We start from the raw sequence: 17,537 nt of genomic DNA, 5'->3' as shown, positions 1-17,537 counted from the left end.
CTCAGGGGGAAGCGAGGGTGCACCACAGGCTCCGCCGGGGTTCGTCGTTCGACTTTCACTGCTTCATTGGGGGATGCAACTCGTGGACGTCACGCATGTCCTTTGCGGGTTCAGCAAGGGGCTGATCTCGGACCTTGACGGCCTGTTACCAGCGGCCTCCGTGCTCGTCGTGGAGGATGAACACGTCGCCACAGCGCGTGACGCGCACCGACGGGCCGCGAGGTATGCGTGCGTCAAAGCCGTTGTCCACGCGCCGGTCCAGGACGAACAGGACCCTGCCAGGGTGCTGCGTGCGGTTCCGAAACCCGAACACGTCCGCGCCGTCATCCCGGCGACCGAGTACGGCGTGGTTGCCGCTGCGGCTCTGGCCGACGCGTGGGGACTGCCCGGCGCGGGCACATCGGCCGCGGCGATTCTGCGGGACAAGTCCGCCCTGCGAGCCCACGCCGATTCCGCCGGACTGCCGCAGCCTTATTGGCAGCCGGCCGAAAGCGTGAAGGACGTCGTCGCGTTCCGGGCCGAACGCGGTGGCCGTTGTGTGGTGAAACCGGTCGACCGGCAGGCCAGCCTGGGTGTCCGGCTGCTCGACGCCGAGGACGACGCGGCGGCGGCATGGAAGGACGCCACAACGGCGGATGAGCCGAGGATGCGCGCTCGTGACAGGGGAGCCGGCCGCTTCCTCGTCGAGGAGCGGCTGTTCGGGCCCGAGGTCAGCGTGGAGTGCTTGGTCGACAGCGGTGAGCTGCTGTTCGTCAACGTCACCGAGAAGCTGTTGCAGCCGGGTCCGTCGCCGGTGGAGTTGGGGCATGTCGTCCCGGCGTCGCTGCCTTCCGCGGTCATCGGCGAACTTACCCGGCTGATGCGGTTGTTGGTCGGCTCGACAGGGTTCGGGTCCGGCGTGCTGCACGCCGAATGGATTCTCGTCGACGGGGTACGACCACATCTCGTCGAGTGCGCGGGGCGGCTACCGGGCGACAGCATCGACGTGCTCATCGACCTCGCCTACGGCGGCCGGATGGTGGCCGACCTGCTCGGCGTCCTGGAGGGGCGCGGCGCACCCGCCCGCGGCCCGGCCGTCGCGGGCGCGGCGATCCGGTTCCTGTCCGCACGGCCGGGCGTGGTGCGTACGGTCACGGGGCTGGCGGAGAGCCGAGCCGCTGAAGGCGTACGCGAGGTCGAGCTGACCGCGGATCCCGGCACAGTGGTCAGGGAACCGACCAGTTCCTGGGATCGCATCGGACATCTGCTCGCCACCGGCACGACGGCCGTGCACGCCGCGCGGAACGCGGCCTGTGCGGCCGGGCTGATTGAGGTCCGCACTTGCTGATCGAACGGCTTTTACGGGCCTACGTTCCGCAGTCCGCGGCCGGTCGGGCATTCGCCGTCATCACGCTGTTCGACTCCGTCGGGACAGGCTTCTACCTGGCCGGGTCCACGATCTTCTTCATCCGCGTGGTCGGTCTGAGTGAGGCACAGGTAGGTCTCGGACTGGCTGTCACGGGGCTGACGGCGTTCCTGGCGACGGTGCCGTTCGGCGTCCTCACCGACCGGTGGGGCGCCCGTCGGATGTTGATGGTGTATCAGCTGTGGCGGGCAGTGTGGTTCGCGGCTCTCGCCTTCGTGCACGGGCCGGTCGCCTTCGTCGTCGTGTCGGCGCTCCTCGGGCTCGTCGAGCGCGTGGTCTCGCCCGCGAGCCAGGCGGTGGTGTCGGTGGCGGTGCCGGGCCAGGACCGCACGCGTGCCATGGCGACGATGCGTTCGGTGCGTAACGTCGGGTTCTCTCTCGGCGCCTTGCTCACCGCTCCGCTGCTGACCATCGGATCGGCTTCGGCGTACCGAACGATCATCCTGGCGGACGCCGCGTCGTTCGTGGTCGCCGCCCTGCTGCTCGCACGGCTAAGGGTGGAATCGGCACCACCGCCCGTGCGCCGAGGCGGACTGAACTTTCTGCGCGGGTTCAGTGACCGGAGGTATCTGGCGCTCACCGCGGTGAACAGCGTACTCGCCGTGCACATGACCGTGCTGGCAGTTGCTCTGCCCCTGTGGACGGTGCGCAGGACGGACGCACCCGCCGCGCTGGTGTCGGCGCTGGTGGTGCTGAACACCGTGATGGCGGTGCTCCTCCAGGTCCCGCTCGCCAAGGGCGCCGAACAGGACGGCGGTGGTCTACGCGCGATGCGGCTCGCCGGGTGCGCGATGATCACCTCATGTGTGGTGTTCGCCGCAGCGGCGGTCCCGCTCGGCCCGGTCTTCGCCGGGGCCGCGCTGGTGGCTGCGACCGTGCTGCTGACTCTCGGTGAACTGTGGCAGTCGATCGGCGCCTGGGAGCTGTCCTACAGATACGCGCCGGAGCACCGCAAGGCCGAGTACCTCTCGATCTTCGCACTGGCCAACAGCGCGCAGGACGTGCTCGGACCGCCACTGATCACCGTCGTCGTACTCGGCTGGGGCGGGGCCGGCTGGGCCGTGCTCGGCGCACTGCTGCTCGGCGCGGTCCTGCTCCTGCCCCTGCCGGTCGCCCGGCTCGATCACCGCCTCGTCACGGCGCAAACGGAAGGGTGACGTACGTGCACGTCCTGATCATGCAACGGCCCGGCTCGACTGCGCGGTACGACCACTGGCTCCGGGCGGCCGACCCCCACGTTCGTATCACCCTGTTCACCTCGGCCAACGCCGATCGTGCGGCCGGGGACCTGGCCGAAGGGGTGCGCCGCGTGGTCGTGGAGGACTACGCCTCACCCGCCGCGACCGGCGACCTGTTCCGCCTCTGTGCCGCGGACAGGCCGGACCGGATCTTCGCGAATTCGGAGGACGACGTACTGCGGGCAGCCGAGGCCCGCACCCTCTTAGGGATCTCCGGACTCGGCTCGGCGACGGCATCGCGGTTCCGTGACAAGATCGCGATGAAGCGCCTGTTCGACGGGCTTCCGGTGCCCGCCGTGCCCTTCCGCGAGGTGCGCTGCTGCGAGGACCTGCACGCGGCCCAGGAGGATCTCGGCACCATCGTCGTCAAGCCCCGCGACGGCGCCGGCTCCGTCGGAGTGCGGGTGCTGGCCGACGGGCCGTCGGTCCGGCGGGCGTGCCTCGAGGACCCCGGCCTGCTCACCGCGCTGCACAGCGGTGGCCTGATGGCCGAGCAGTACATCGCGGGCGCCGTTCTTCACGTGGACGTCCTTGTCGACGGAGGCACGGCGCCGCTCGTCTCGCCGTCGCGATACCTCAGCCCGCCGCACCGGTTCCGCACTGACAACCTCGGCTCGGTCATGCTCGATCCCGGGTCGCTCCGTACGAAGCTGCTCATCGACACCGCCGAGCGTTTCGTCGCCAACCTGCCCGCGGGCCACGGAGTGCACGTGCTGCACCTGGAGTTCCTCGAAGACTCCTCGGGCGCGCTCTTCGCGGGTGAGGTCGCCTGCCGCACCGGCGGAGCGCTGATCAAGAACGCCGTTCGCCACACCTACGGCGTCGACTTGTCCCGGGCCGCGTGTCTGTTGTCCGCCGGGCTGTGGACGCGGCCCGGGGAACTGGCGCGCACGGCCGCCCCGACCGGCTGGCTGCTCTGGACCGGTGGCCCGCAGCCCAAGGTCCCCGTCGAACGACCGGACTGGCTCGTCGAGTTCTCCGCCCCCCAGGGCCCGGAACAACAGACCGGCCCGGTCGACGCGGTGGACGCAAAGGCCGGGTTCCTGGTCGAGGGCGCCGACGAGGAACAGCTCGAACACCGACTGCGCGCTCTGTGCCGACGCGACTGACCGCTCGGCACGCTCCGCCGTTCAGCCCGTCCTGCCTTCCATTCACAAAGGGAGAGAACCTGACGTGCACATCAACGAACCGGACATCCATGATTTCGTCGGAATCGGTTTCGGTCCCTCGAACCTGTCCGTTGCGATAGCCCTGGAGGAGGTTGGCCGCCCGCTGCGCTCGGTCTTCTTCGACCGCAAACCCGGCTTCGCCTGGCACTCCGGGCTGATGTTCGACGGTGCGGAAATGCAGGTGTCCTTCACCAAGGACCTGATCACGATGTGCAACCCGCGCAGCCGCTACTCGTTCCTGAACTACCTGGCCGAGCAGGGCCGGGACCGGCTGGCGAAGTTCATCAACCTGCGCACCTTCTACCCGACGCGCGTAGAGTTCAACGACTATTACGCCTGGGCCGCCGAGCAGTTCGACGACATCGTCCGATGGGGCACCGAGGTCGTCGAGGTGACCGCCGTGCCGGGCGAGCAGGGCACGGATCTGCTGCGGGTACTCGTCCGGGACCTGGCCGGCGGGGAGACGAGCACGGTGCTCACCCACAATCTGGTGATAGCGCCCGGCGGCGTTCCGAACGTCCCCGAGGGTGTTGAACTCGAGGAACGGGTCTTCCACGCCTCCGAGACCCGGGAGCGGCTGAAGACCGCGTTCGACGACCTGTCCGCGCCGTACCACTTCAATGTCGTCGGCTCCGGCCAGACGTCCGCCGATGTGTTCATGCACCTGCGCCGTTCTTATCCGAACGCGCGGATTACCACGAACATTCGCGGTTTCGCCCTGCGCCCCGAGGACGACACCCATTTCGTCAACGAACTCTTCCTGCCCGAGTTCCCGGACTGGTTCTACCGGCAGAGCGGCGAGTTCCGCCAGAGAATCATCGACGACTACAGCCTCGCCGCCCATACCGGTGTGAGCTACGACCTCATTCCGCAGATCTACCGCGAGTACTACGAGGACCTGTCCTCCGGGCGCGGTGCGCTCACTCTCCATCGGCTCACCGAACTGGTCGGGGCCCGCTCGGACGCCGGCCGTGCGACGGCCACGTACTTCCACCTCGACAGCGGCGAGACCAGCCAGGTCGACGCCGACGCCGTGATCCTCGCCACCGGTTACCGCTATCCGATGCCGATCCCCGCACTGGCCGGACTCGCTGGATACCTGCGGATGGAGACCCCGGAGCGTTACGCGATCCGGCGCGACTACGCCATCGAGAGCGCCGAGGACTTCGGACCGCGGATCTACCTCCAGGGTTTCGCGGAGGCCACGCACGGATTCAGCGAAGTGCTGCTATCGCTGATGCCCGTGCGCGCCGCCGAGATCGTCGAGTCCATCGCCAAGAGCACGTCCGTCGAATCCCGTTAGGAGCGCCGAACCCGTGAGTATCCCGGCCGCAACGACTCCCGACCTGCACGGCACCGTGCGTACCACGACCGACCAGGAGCGTGCTTTGGTGCGCGCGGTCTTCGAACGGCACGGTACGCCTCTGCCCGCGGACCAGGTCGCCGTCGTGTTCGCCTATCCCGGCCACGGAGTCGGCGAGCGGTTCCCGCAGCTCTCCGGCTGCACCAACCAGATGCTGTTGCTGTCCACCGCGGCAGGGCAGCTGTCCAAGCTGGGTATCACCGTGGTCGCGGCGAGCACCGAGCCGCCCGACAGGCACGCCCATCTGGGCGCGCTCAGCCGGTCCATCGCCCGGTTCACCGAGGACGACGCGGCGCAGGTGCCGCACACCGATGTCGAGGAAGGCCGCTTCCTGCTGCGCTGGACCATGGTGCTGGGCGGATCACGTGACGGTCTCCTCGTCACCGGCATCGCTGACAGCGTGGCGCACACCCGCGCGGTCATCGACATGCTCACAGCCGATCGGCTGCACGACTGGGCCGAGGCCGCCGGGGCCGGTCAGGCCGCTGTACCGAGCGGTGTGACGGCCACTTACGCCAACGGTGCGGACTCGCTGGGCATCGTGGCCTTCGAGGCAGGCGTCCCGCTCGTGGCCAAGGTCGGGCCGTGCGCGGTCATCGAGGCGGAGACCGCGTTCGTCGCCGACGTCAACGCCCGGCTCACCGCGCAGGGCCACCCTCCCTTGTTCCCGGTGCTGCACGGTGTGCACCGCGAGGGCGCGCAGGCGACGTCCCTGATGGAGCAGGTCGATCCGCTCACCCTCGACAGCGTCGTCTTCGACGACAAGGCGAAATTCGTACTCGCCGGGGACGCGCTGCTGGCACTCGAACCCCACCTCCGGTCGCTGAGCGTCCTCTACGACTCGACAGCGAGACCGCAGCGGCCCACCGTCGCGGACTACCTCCTCCGGGAGCGCTTCCACGCGATCGTGGAACACGAGGGGTTCGTCACGACCTTCCGGACCTTCTTCCCTGGCTGGGACCTGGCAGCGGTACTCGGTGCGGACGTCGTCCTCCCGACCGGTGCCAGGCCGGCGGGGTACGCGGCGATGACGCGCTGGCTGGACGAAACTGCCGCCTCGCTGCTGCCCGACTCCGGGTGCCTGGTGCACGGGGACGTGCACCTGAAGAACATGCTGCGCCGCGGGGACGGCTCTCCGGTCTTCGTCGATCCCCGCACGGTGTGGGACGGCCGGGACCGGCCGGACATCGGGTTCGGCGATCCCAGTTACGACTTCGCGACCCTGCTGCACAGCGCGCTGCCCATGAGCGGCCTGCTGCAGGCCATCGCCGACGGTACGTCCGAAGCGCTGCTGGCCGAACTGCCCGCGGCGCCGAACGGCACGCTCGACCTCTCCGGGCTGACGACCCCGTTCACCGTGGACGGCAACCTGAAGCGGTTCGAGGAGCGGCTGCTGGCCGGACTCGGCCCGGTGGACGAACCGTCCGTCCTGCGCGCCAGGCTGTATATCGGCGCGGCAGACGCTCTCGCGGGCTGGCTGAAGTACGAGCGGGCGCTCGTCACCGCGCAGGCCTGGCTCGCCGTCTACGCCTATGTCCTGTGGTATCTCGACCGTGCTCGGGCGGTGCTGGCATGACCGGGCGGACCGGCACCGGGACAGACAGGCGGAGTTGCGCCATCGGCTCGAACGAAAAGGAACGGTCATGCCCGCTCATGTGTTGATGGTGAACTCCGGCAAGTCGGAGGCGGTGGACCGGCTCCGCGCGGTGGCACCCGATGCCGAGATCGATGTCATCACCGAAAGCTCGTACGCACGGATGTACAGCCCGGACGTGCGGCTGCACTTCGTCGATGACATCGCCGACCTGACGGCCGTCCGCCGGGTGGCCCTGGACCTGCTGGGGCGTCAGCCGGTCGATCACGTGGTGGCTCCGTCCGAGCGGAGCCTTCCCGCTGGCGGCTATCTGCGGTCGTTCCTGGGGCTGGGCGGGATCGGCTTCGAGACGGCGAACCGATTTTCCAACAAGGCGGTGATGAAATCCGCTCTCACCGCGGCGGGCCTGCCCGTCGCCGGGCACCGGGTGATCGGATCGCCGGACCAGGCACCCGCCGCGGCGGCCGAGCTGGGGTGGCCGGTGGTACTGAAGCCGGCCCTCGGTACCGGCTCGATGAACACCTTCCTGGTGTCCTCGGCCCAGCAGCTGACCAAGCTGCTCGCCACGCCCGCCGCGGACGGTCTGCGCCGTGCAGCGTGCCCGCTGCTGGTCGAGCGGTTCGTCGCGATGGAGGGTGAGTACCACTGTGACGGGGTGGTCTCGGACGGGCATGCTGAATTTGCGGCCGTGCAGCGGTACTTCATGCCCCTGCTGGGCCGGACGGACGCCTTCACTGGCTCGTATCTGCTGCCCGAGGACGACCCTGCGGTCGGCACGATCCGCGAACTGCACCAGGCCACGGTGAACGCCCTCGGGCTGGACACCGGGGTGACGCATATGGAGCTGTTCGGCACCGGGGACGGGTTCGTGATCGGTGAGATCTCCTGCCGCCCGGCGGGCGGCGGAATCGTCGACGCGGTGGAGATGAAGTACGGCATCGACCTCTGGCGGGTGTTCATGGACACCGCGCTCGGCCGCCCCGCAGGGGTGAGCGGCCCGGTCGTTCCGCTGCGGGACGAGATCATCGCCAACTGTGACCTGCCGGTGCGGCCTGGCCGTGTGGTCCGTATCTCCACCGCCGACGAATTGGCCCGGGTGCCGGATGTGGTGGAGGTGCGGATGTCCACCCGGACCGGCGACACCATCGGCACCCGGCTGCACTCGGCTTCGACTACCGGCCTGGTGTTTCTGGCGACGGCCGAGGCGACGCTTGTGCCTAAACGTGTCGAGGACCTGGCCCGTGTCTACGTCCTGGAGGTAACGTCCGAAATGGGTTGAGATACGGCACCTTCACGTCCCAGGAAATTGCAAGAAATTGGCACTGCACTCGCCCTCTCGGAAACAAAACGGGCGCCGGAGTATCGAGGTTGACAGCCCCAGAAACCTCACTGATAATCGATCCGCGAGTCGTTCTTCTCTGTTCGTCAAAGGAGATCAAAATGGGCAAAGGTGAAGGAAAATATAGCCCGATGGAGGGCTTGGAAGAATCGCCGCTCGAACTGGATCCTGATGTGAAGGGCGGCGCGCCGGAGTTCGCGAGCCTCTCGCCCGAGTTGGAGCCGTGGCAGGCGGAGAGTATCGCCGCCGAACTCTCCCCTGACATTACTTTTGACGGCGCACCAGAATAAACTAGTGGCCGGCGACGCTCGAAAGAAAACCGGTCCGTCGTATCCGCCGCTCTATACACCGTTCAAACTGGCCAGTGGATGGCTGGTGCCGAAGCTCCGAGACTCGCGGCTCAGTTCGAACGCGGTGACCGTCGCCTGGGCGATCCTGCTGATTGCCGCCTCTGTCGCCCTCGCCGCCGGACGCCAAGTCCTCGCCGGTTCCTTAGTTCTCGTCGCCATCCTGTTCGACTGTGTCGACGGTGACCTCGCACGCTCCAGGAACCGGCCCTCGGTCTCCGGCACACTCCTGGAGCAGCTCGCACACTGGATCGGCAACATGTCGCTGATCGCGGGGGCGGGCGCGGCGCTCCTGCTCGCGGATCCGCAGGCGGGGAATGTCGCCCTGGTCTCGGCGCTCACCGTGGCACAGGCCGTCTATATCGCCGTCGTCCGGCAGATACGGCCCGACGCGGCGAACATCCCGGAGCACCCACGCCTGCGCCGGACGTTCCGGGGGGTCGTGCGGGTCCTGTGGCTGTTGTCTCCCATCGAGCTGCCGATAATGGCGGCGCTCATCGCCTTCGACACCTCCGCAGGCGTTCTCCGCACGCTCTTGATCGTGCTCACGCTGTCGGGCTCGCTGATCTTCGTCCCGCACTTCTTGCTGATCAGGGCCGTTGACCGCCGGAAATGGACACAGTCGGCAGAAGCCACGCCGACGCCGAAGCGTACAGGAGCCGCCACCCCTCGGCTGCTCGAAGCGGACTGGTGGGTCCCTGGCACGCCGCACCTCCCCGGAGAGGTGCGCGCAGTGCTCGGCGGACAGCCCGTCGCCGCCGGGACTCCATTCGTGAGTGCGGCTCGTCAGGAACTCGACAGGGCCCTTCCCGCACTCTTCCGCACCGCCGGCCGGGTGCTGCCGCTAGCCTGTCCCGAAGAACTCGCGCTGGAGGCGGTGGCCGGCGCGCTTGGTCGCCCGGGCGACCGGTTCCTCATCGCCGGCGGGCGCTCCGCCGTCCGTCGGTGGCGGCCGGTCGTCGAGCGGCTCGGCATGCACATCACGGTCTCGGAAGCCGTGTTCGGCGCGGGCCTGAACAGCACAACGCTTGCCGAGCAACTCGCCCAGGGGCCACCTCCACGATTCGTTCTCCTGGCCATGGCCGATCCCGCAGACGGCACCCTGACCGATCTCCCGGCGGTGCTGCACGTCCTGCGCGGCGTGCCGTCGACGGTCATCGCCGATGCCACCCTGAGCTTCTGCGCCGACGACCTGCGGATGGACGAGTGGGGTGTCGACGTCGCCATGTCGTCTTCCGCCAGCGGTGTCATGGCGCCGCCGGGCCTCAGCCTGATCGCACTCAGCCCACGGGTACTCGCCGCGCTGGAGGAGGCGGCGCCCGCACGGCTCGGCGGCTACCTGGATCTGCGCGCCCATCTCGGCGACCGGCCGCCCACGCCACCGCCGGCGGCGGCGCTGCTCGGGCTTCAGCTGTCCGTATCGCTGATCCAGGACACCGGCCTCGACTCCTACATCGCCCAACGGCGGGCCTCCGCGGAGCGGTTCCGACGGCGCTGCGCGGAGGAGGCCGATCTGACACCTGTCGCCGATCTTTGCAGCGCGGCCTGTACGGCCTTCGTCCTTCCGGGGGACGTCCGACTGAGTCGGCTGCAGGCGAACCTGTTCACCCTGTCCAGGGTCGTGGTTGGGCACGGCCGAGCACCCGACGGTGTGACCACGCTGAACGTCGGGCACTCCGGCTGGCGCGGCGCTCACGACATGGATCAGGCCGCTGCGGCGCTCGCCGATGCTCTTCGTATGTCACGCGACGCTGTGTCGGCGTAGATCGGCTCCGACTGGAAACGACTGATCAAGCACCGAATTGCGGAAGACGGGGAGTAATTGTGGAGCAACGTCCCATACGCGAGGTCGTCCGGATCGACGAACTGAAGGACGCGGACTCTCCGCGGCTGGACGGGGAAGACCTCGACCATGTTCGCGTTCTTATGGAGACGGAAACACCTCCGATTTTAGTGCACCGGCAGACTATGCGAGTAATCGACGGGATGCACCGTTTGCGTGCGGCCAAGCTCAATGGCGAGCCGAAGATAGAAGTGGAGTTCTTCGACGGTTCCGAGACGGATGCCTTTCTGCGTGCGGTGGAGGCGAACACCGCGCATGGCCTTCCGCTGGCCATGGCCGATCGGAAATCCGCGGCCCGGCGCATCATCCGGAGCCACCCGGACCTGTCGAACCGGGAGATCGCCCGGTGCGCCGGACTGTCCGACAAGACGGTGGCGGCGATCCGGCGTTCAAGCCCGGATATTCCGCAGTCGAACGTCCGGAAGGGGGCGGACGGGAGAGCCCGCCCGCTCGCCGCGTCTGAGGGGCGGCTGCGTGCGGCCAAGGTGATCGCCGAGCGCCCCGAGGCGACGCTGCGCGAGGTGGCCCGGGAAGCCGGGATCTCGTTGGGGACAGCGCGGGACGTACGCCAGCGTCTCGACCAGGGCCTTGAGGCAGCGCCGCCGGGCAGGCGGAAGGCAGCCGACCAACGGGAGGTCAAGGGAAGTCCCGCGGTCCCGGTGGAGCGCGAGACCCCGGGCCCGGCGCGGCGCGGCGCGCCGCCTGCCGCTTCTTCGGGAGCCGACGTCCGCAGGTACCTCGACCGGCTGGCCCGCGATCCGGCCGTGCGCTCGACGGACCGGGGGCGCGAGTTGCTGCGCTGGCTCTGGGCCCACGAGACGGTGCTGCGCAAGTGGCCCGAGACGGTGTCCGCGATCCCGCCGCACTGCGCCGACGTGGTTGCCTGGCTGATCCAGCAGTATCTGAGTTCGTGGCAGCGCCTCCTGGAGGACTACGGGGGTGACTCTGAAGCGTTCGGGTCCGCGGCGACAGGCCTCCATCACCGAGCCGGCTGAGGCAGCGATGCCCGCGCCTGAATTCTGGCGCGGGCATCAGTCAACCGGCTGGCTGATGCCCGCGCCAATGGCGCAGGCTGGACTTTAGACAAACCCCGACTCGAGCGCGATACTACGGCTTCCGGTCAATTGGAGAGGCGTAGATCATGGAAAACGGTAAAGCTGATCTCATCGGTCTCGTCCGTTCCGCTTGGCGGGATACGCTGGGCTACGACACGTTCAACGACGACACCGGTTTTTTTGACGCCGGCGGGGATTCGTTTGTGCTCATCTCTCTCATCGGTAAGCTGACGCAATCCTCCGGACTCACGATCAGGGCCATTGACGTCCTTCGGGCTCCCACCGTTCGAAACCAGGCCGAGTTGCTCGGCCAACTGACGGGCGAGGGTCACGGAGAGCGCCAGTAATGCGCAGTGGTCGGCTCCCCGCCAGGCTGCCTGCTGACACCGCACTTCCCGTCCTTCTCGCCGCATTCGGCCTCACACTGAGCCGATTGACCGGTGCGAGCACTGTGCAGGTCGGCGTCGCCAACGCCAAAGACCCGGTTTCGATCCGTATCGATGTCGATGACGACCTCGCGCCACAGGTGTTCGTGCGCAGCGTTGACGAATCGCTGAGACGCAGCCTGGGCAGGGACGATTTTCCACGCGAGCCGCTCGTCCGGATCTTCTATGATGCCGAACCTGCGACGCAGTGCGTTGTTTCTCTGCAACCGACCGGCGCCGGCCGATCGTTCGAGGGGCATCTCGATTACGCGACGGACCTATGGAACAGGGACGAGGCGGAGAGATTTGTCGCGAATTATTCGGCGGCGGTGGAGCAGCTTGCGAAGGCGACGGCCGAGGACTGTCCAGGCATGACGCTGGCGGATGTCCGGTGTATATCCGCCCAGGCGCGAAAGATGCTCGAAGCCGTCAATGACACGCCTCGCGTCTTCCCGCATTCATCTGTGGATGAACTCTTCCGTATGGCGGCGGAGCGATGGCCCGCTGTGCCGGCCGTGCGCGACGCGGAATCGACGCTGACGTACTCCGAGCTGGCCGCCGCCGCGGCCGAGCAGGCGCGCCTGCTGCGTACCGTCGGCGTCCACGAGGGCGACACCGTGCTGATCGCCGTTCCGCGCTCGGTGGCGGAGACAGTGGCGGTGCTGGGCACCCTCTGGGCGGGAGCCACCTATATCGGAGTCGATCTCACGCAACCCCCTTCCCATACCGGGAAGATCATCACCAAGGCAGCCCCCGCCGCCGCGATCGTGGCCGGCGACGGGGCCGGTCGGCTCAAGTCGCACGGCGTTCCCCGGGTCAGTTCATGGGCCTGGGGATGGGAGGCCGACGGGGCGGGCGTGGCGCCCGTCCGGCCCGACCCCGACCGACTGGCGTACATCGCCTTCACCTCGGGCTCGACGGGGGAGCCGAAAGGTGTGGCGATTCCGCACCGTGCGGTGATCCGGTTGGTGCACGATGCCGACTATCTGGCGCTGGGCCCGGGGGAGCGCTGTCTGCGTCTGTCGTCACTCGCCTTCGATGCCTCCACCGTCGAGATCTGGGGCAGCCTGTTGACGGGAGCGACGCTTGAAGTCTGTCCACCGGACCTGATCACCCCCGGCGAGATAGGCGCTTTTCTCGAGGAACGCCGGATCACCGTGGCCTGGCTCACGGCGGGCCTCTTCAGGCTCGTGCAGGACTTCGCGGCGACATCGTTGGGCAGCTTGCGACAGCTCCTGACGGGTGGAGACGTCGTGCCTCACGAGCACATCAAACGTGCTCTGGCGGAGAACCCAGGCCTTGTGATCACGAACGGATACGGCCCGACCGAGAACGCGACCTTCACGACGGTCCATTCGCTTCACGACCCTGCGGACATCGACGGGCAGATTCCTATCGGCCTACCCGTTCCCGGAACTCGGATATATGTCCTGGACGATCGTGCGAGGCTACTGATGCCCGGGGCTGTCGGAGAACTGTATGCCGCCGGGGAAGGACTTGCGGCAGGCTACCTCAATGACAAGGCGGAAACCGATCGATCGTTTGGCTTCTTCTCGCCCGATGTGGGCGAGCGACTGTACCGCACAGGTGACCTGGTGCGTATCGACGGGGCCGGCCGACTCCGCTTTCTGGGCAGGGTGGACGACCAGGTCAAGGTTCGCGGCTTCCGTATCGAGCCGGGGGCGATCAGTGAGTTTCTGACCGCTCAGCCGGAAGTCGAGGAGTCGGTGGTGACGGTCACGGACGGCGACAGCGCCGACAAAAGACTCATTGCCGCGGTACGGCTGGCGCCGGGGACGACGGTGAGGCCTGCCGAGTTGAGAGACCGGGTGCGGGACCATCTGCCCTCATATATGGTTCCTCCGCTCTGGGCCATTGTGGACCGGCTGCCTCTCACGGCGAATGGGAAAATCGACCGACGCCGACTCGCGGCCATCGCCATGCCTGCCGGTTCGTTCGCGAAGCAGGGTCAGGTCTGATGAAAAAGCGCGAACAGATGGAGGTTGTGAAGATATGCCCGAGTCTCGCAAAATAGCAGTCATTGGATTGGCGTGCCGCGTTCCCGGTGCGGAGGACTATCGGCGCTTTGCGCAGAATCTGCAAAAAGGAACTGATTCTGTCACGCGCCTGTCGCGAGAAGAGTTGCTCGCCCGGGGAGTTGCGGCGCGGCGACTTGATGACCCGCGCTACGTCCCCGCGCGCGGCATGATCCGTGATTCGGACATGTTCGACAATGAGTTCTTCGGCTTCTCCACGTCGGATGCGACGGCCATGGACCCGCAGCACCGCCTGTTCCTCATGACGGCGTGGCACGCGCTGGAGGACGCGGGCTATGCGGTACCACGGCTCCGATCGCGCGCCGGCGTATTCGGTGCGTGCAGCAAGAATTCGTATGCCCCGGTGACCTCGAACGAGTTGAAGCATGTGATCAACGGAACCGCTGATCATCTCAGTACGCGCGTGTCGTTCAAGCTGAACCTGCGCGGGCCGAGCATGACCGTGTCGACCGCCTGTTCCAGCTCTCTTGTCGCCGTCACGCAGGCGGCGCAGGCCTTGCTGATGGGCCAGTGCGACATCGCGCTGGCCGGGGGGACAGCGATCGATTTCCCGGAGGAGGGCTATGTCTTCCAGGAAGGTTCGATCCTGTCACCGGACGGGTTCTGCCGCACGTTCGACTCGAAGGCGGCGGGCACCGTACCCGGCGACGGCGCCGGAGTGGTGGTGCTCAAACGGCTGTCCGACGCGATCCATGACGGAGACGCGATCCGGGCCGTCATCTCCGGCTACGGCCTGAACAACGACGGGAACGACAAGGTCGGCTACACCGCGCCCAGCGTCTCGGGTCAGGTCGATGCCATCACGATGGCGCACACCATCGCGGACGTGAGGCCGAGCGACATCGGGTACGTCGAGGCCCATGGCACCGGGACGGCCCTCGGGGATGTGGTGGAGGTGGCCGCCCTGAGGGACGTGTTCGACAGGGAGACACCACGCGGCTCGTGTGCCCTGGGCGCGGTGAAGAGCAGCATCGGGCATCTGGACGCGGCAGCAGGGGTTGTCGGGTTGATCAAGACCGTACTCAGCCTGGAAGAGGGCGTCATCTTCCCCAGCGCCCACGTGGAGAAGCCCAATCCGGCTCTGGGTATCGAAGAGAGCGCCTTCCATATCCCCACCGCGTGCGAGCCGTGGCCGGACGATCGGCCACGGCGTGCCGGTGTCAGTGCCTTCGGCGTGGGCGGCACGAACGTTCACCTGGTGCTGGAAGAGGCACCCGAACGCCCCGCTCCGCCGCCGCGTCACGGGTACTGGCCGTTGCTTGTCAGCGCCAAGAACCCCGAATCGCTCCGGCTGCACCTGCGGGATCTGGCCGAGGCGCTGTCCTGCGGCATCGACCTGCCGGACGCGGCGTTCACCCTCGCTGAGGGACGCGAGGCGTTCGACTACCGCTGTGTGGTGACCGCACGCGACGTGGGCGAGGCGGCGCGGTTGCTCCGCACCGCCGAGCCGGCGCACCGTTGCGCCGTCGATGAGATCACCTTCAGCTTCCCGGCCGACGCCGGGGCAACCCCGGAACTGGTGCGAGAACTCGCCCGCCGGCACCCCGATTTCCACGACGCATGGGGTCGATGCGAAGACGCGGTGCCCGCCCTGTCCGCGGAACAGTGGGACGAGCGTGATCGTGCCGTTGCCCAGTGCGCGTTCGAGTACGCGCTCGCCCGCATGTGGGCGGCGCATGGCATCGAGCCGACGCGCATCGTGGCATCCGGACTCGGCACCGCCGCGGCAGCGGCGTTCACCGGAGAGATCGCGGTCTCACAGGCACTCAACCGTCTCGCCGATGGCGGTTGGCAAAGTGAGCGGGCGGGAGCGGGCGAACCAGGGGGCGGCATCTGGGTCTCGATGACAGAAGCCGGACCGGTCCGGATCGACGGCCACGAGGTGTCGTGCCCCGATGACGCGACCGGCGCCGTGGTGGCCGCGCTCGCCGCGATCTGGCAAACGGGTGTGGACGTGCGGTTCGGCCCCTTGTTCAGCGGCGGCGGATTCGGACGAGTGCCGCTGCCGGGTTATCGGTTCAAGACGCGGCGTTACTGGCACCCCCACTACGGGGAGCCGACAGCACGTGTGTCCCTCACTGATCCGGGCGTGAGCGACGCGCGGGCCGGGAGCGGAGCGAACGCCTCCGACGACATGATCGCGGGGCAGGTCATGGCCGCCTGGGAGACGGCTCTCGGTGAGGCGCCGGACTCGGCTGACACCGACTTCTACGATGCCGGCGGTGATTCGCTCTCCGCGCTGGTCGTCGTCTCACAGATCGAGGAACGCCTTGGCGTCCGGCTGGAACTCGACACCGTGTTCGCCGAACCGACCCCTGGAGAGCTTGCCGCCCGCGTGAGGGACTTGCTGCCTCGCGACGCGTCGGAAGACCCGCCAGGCCCGGGGGGGCAGCGGTGAATCTCCGGGATGTCGAATGTCATCCGTTGTCGTTTCAGCAAGAGGTGGAGCTGGAGCGCTACCAGCGCATTCCGTACTGTGCGGCCTGCTGCAACGAGGTGCGGCTCTACCGGCTGGAGGGAGAAATCGACACGGCGTGTCTTTCCCTCGCGGTCGATGATCTCGTCAGGCGCCATGCGGCTCTCCGTACGACCATAGGCAGCCGTGGACCAGGTCATGTACAGCAGGTCCACGCGGAACCACAGGAACCTTTCCGTACGAGCGCGTCTCAGGCCGACGACATCGATTCGCTGGCGCACGTGCTCCTGCAGCGGCGTCACACCATGGATGACATCGTGGACGGCAGGCCGCTCTTTCGGGCCGAGTTGCACCGCATCGCCGGGTGCGTGTTTCTTTCGATCACCATCAGCCACCTGGTCTATGACGGTCTGTCGTACGTGATAATCGTCCGGGATCTCGCCGAACTGTATGCCGCACGGCTGGCCGGTCGGCCGGCCGTGCTTCCACCGCTCGGGATGAGCTATGGCGAGTTCGCCGAGCTGCAGAGGAATTCTTGGCCTGAGGTGCGGCACTCTGCCGTGCCTTTCTGGGCCTCGATCGTCTCCGGGTACACCGGCATCGTCCGCTGGCCCGCCCCGTCACCTGTCCGGGCGACGTCCCCGCAGCCGGCCAGAAGAAATCATGAGCTGGCCCTGCCCGCGGACTGCTTGGCCCGGACGCTGGAACTCGCCCGTGCCCTGAGGGTGTCGCCGTTCACCGTGCTCCTCTGCGCCACCGGCGTCGCGGTCTCCCACGTCACGCGGCAGCGTGATGTGCTGCTCGGGACCCAGATCGCCAACAGGAGCACCCCGGCCGTCCAGAACGCGGTCGGCTTCTTCTCGGACATCCGGATCACCCGGCTCAATTCGCTCGGCGTCCGGTCCTTCGACGACCTTGTCGTCGCCGTCCGCGAGGACTGGCGCGCCGCGGAACGCCATCGGGACGCAAGCATCGACCCTGTGCTCGAGGCGCTCGAAGGGCCGGAGTTCGTCAAGGTCGACATGGGCGTCGACAGTAACGGGAACGAGGATCTGATACTTCCGGGAGTGCGGGTGGAGGAAATACCGGTAACCGCCGCCGACCCTTATTACCGCAAGCTGAAAATCATGTGGGTGAACCAGAAGCCCGGCTATGTCGCGAACGTCATGTACCAGCCTTCGGTCGTCGACCAGCGGGTTCCTGTCGAGATGACTGAACAGATCGTCAGCATCTTGCGGAGTCCCGGCACGTGCTTTGACATGGGAAATATTCGATGAAGATCAACC

Annotated in this window: 13 protein-coding genes; all 13 read left to right on the top strand. The window is 67.6% G+C overall.

Going from position 1 to position 17,537, the window contains the following annotated elements; genetic code table 11:
* Positions 1–73: 73 nt before the first annotated feature.
* The 13 genes from AC5DRG_RS06910 to AC5DRG_RS06850 all read left to right on the top strand — a co-directional run bounded on the left by AC5DRG_RS06910 (position 74) and on the right by AC5DRG_RS06850 (position 17,528).
* Positions 74–1,327, top strand: coding sequence for an ATP-grasp domain-containing protein (locus AC5DRG_RS06910; RefSeq protein WP_491808856.1), 1,254 nt, complete (start codon positions 74–76; stop codon positions 1,325–1,327).
* Positions 1,321–2,562 (top strand): MFS transporter, encoded by a 1,242-nt coding sequence (locus tag AC5DRG_RS06905; RefSeq protein ID WP_491808855.1) that lies wholly within the window; start codon positions 1,321–1,323, stop codon positions 2,560–2,562. Before AC5DRG_RS06910 ends, AC5DRG_RS06905 begins: the two co-directional genes overlap by 7 nt.
* A 5-nt stretch (positions 2,563–2,567) precedes the next feature.
* Complete coding sequence (locus tag AC5DRG_RS06900) at positions 2,568–3,752, top strand: ATP-grasp domain-containing protein (protein WP_491808854.1); 1,185 nt, start codon at positions 2,568–2,570, stop codon at positions 3,750–3,752.
* Between the two features lie 64 nt (positions 3,753–3,816).
* Entirely contained in the window at positions 3,817–5,115 is a 1,299-nt protein-coding gene (locus AC5DRG_RS06895) for a lysine N(6)-hydroxylase/L-ornithine N(5)-oxygenase family protein (RefSeq protein ID WP_491808852.1), read from the top strand.
* A gap of 13 nt (positions 5,116–5,128) precedes the next feature.
* On the top strand, positions 5,129–6,751 hold the full coding sequence (locus AC5DRG_RS06890; RefSeq protein WP_491808851.1) for a phosphotransferase: 1,623 nt from the start codon (positions 5,129–5,131) through the stop codon (positions 6,749–6,751).
* A gap of 67 nt (positions 6,752–6,818) precedes the next feature.
* Positions 6,819–8,048, top strand: coding sequence for an ATP-grasp domain-containing protein (locus tag AC5DRG_RS06885; RefSeq protein ID WP_491808850.1), 1,230 nt, complete (start codon positions 6,819–6,821; stop codon positions 8,046–8,048).
* A gap of 161 nt (positions 8,049–8,209) precedes the next feature.
* Entirely contained in the window at positions 8,210–8,398 is a 189-nt protein-coding gene (locus AC5DRG_RS06880) for a hypothetical protein (protein ID WP_491808848.1), read from the top strand.
* 85 nt (positions 8,399–8,483) lie between these two features.
* Positions 8,484–10,220: an aminotransferase class V-fold PLP-dependent enzyme gene (locus tag AC5DRG_RS06875; RefSeq protein ID WP_491808847.1), complete on the top strand. Its 1,737-nt coding sequence runs from the start codon at positions 8,484–8,486 to the stop codon at positions 10,218–10,220.
* 59 nt (positions 10,221–10,279) lie between these two features.
* On the top strand, positions 10,280–11,293 hold the full coding sequence (locus tag AC5DRG_RS06870; RefSeq protein ID WP_491808845.1) for a ParB/RepB/Spo0J family partition protein: 1,014 nt from the start codon (positions 10,280–10,282) through the stop codon (positions 11,291–11,293).
* Between the two features lie 146 nt (positions 11,294–11,439).
* Positions 11,440–11,700 (top strand): acyl carrier protein, encoded by a 261-nt coding sequence (locus AC5DRG_RS06865; protein ID WP_491808844.1) that lies wholly within the window; start codon positions 11,440–11,442, stop codon positions 11,698–11,700.
* A gap of 86 nt (positions 11,701–11,786) precedes the next feature.
* Entirely contained in the window at positions 11,787–13,757 is a 1,971-nt protein-coding gene (locus tag AC5DRG_RS06860) for an amino acid adenylation domain-containing protein (protein WP_491808843.1), read from the top strand.
* A 34-nt stretch (positions 13,758–13,791) separates the two neighbouring features.
* A complete protein-coding gene (locus tag AC5DRG_RS06855) occupies positions 13,792–16,233 on the top strand; it encodes a beta-ketoacyl synthase N-terminal-like domain-containing protein (protein WP_491808842.1) in 2,442 nt (813 codons plus the stop codon).
* Positions 16,230–17,528: a condensation domain-containing protein gene (locus tag AC5DRG_RS06850; protein WP_491808841.1), complete on the top strand. Its 1,299-nt coding sequence runs from the start codon at positions 16,230–16,232 to the stop codon at positions 17,526–17,528. The genes AC5DRG_RS06855 and AC5DRG_RS06850 overlap by 4 nt, the downstream gene beginning before the upstream one ends.
* The last annotated feature ends 9 nt before the right edge of the window (positions 17,529–17,537 follow it).

It is taken from the genome of Streptomyces sp. JLBG701 (genome assembly GCF_058544905.1).
The sequence above is the reverse complement of the archived record's forward strand: the minus strand, read 5'-3'. Positions and strand labels throughout refer to the sequence as shown.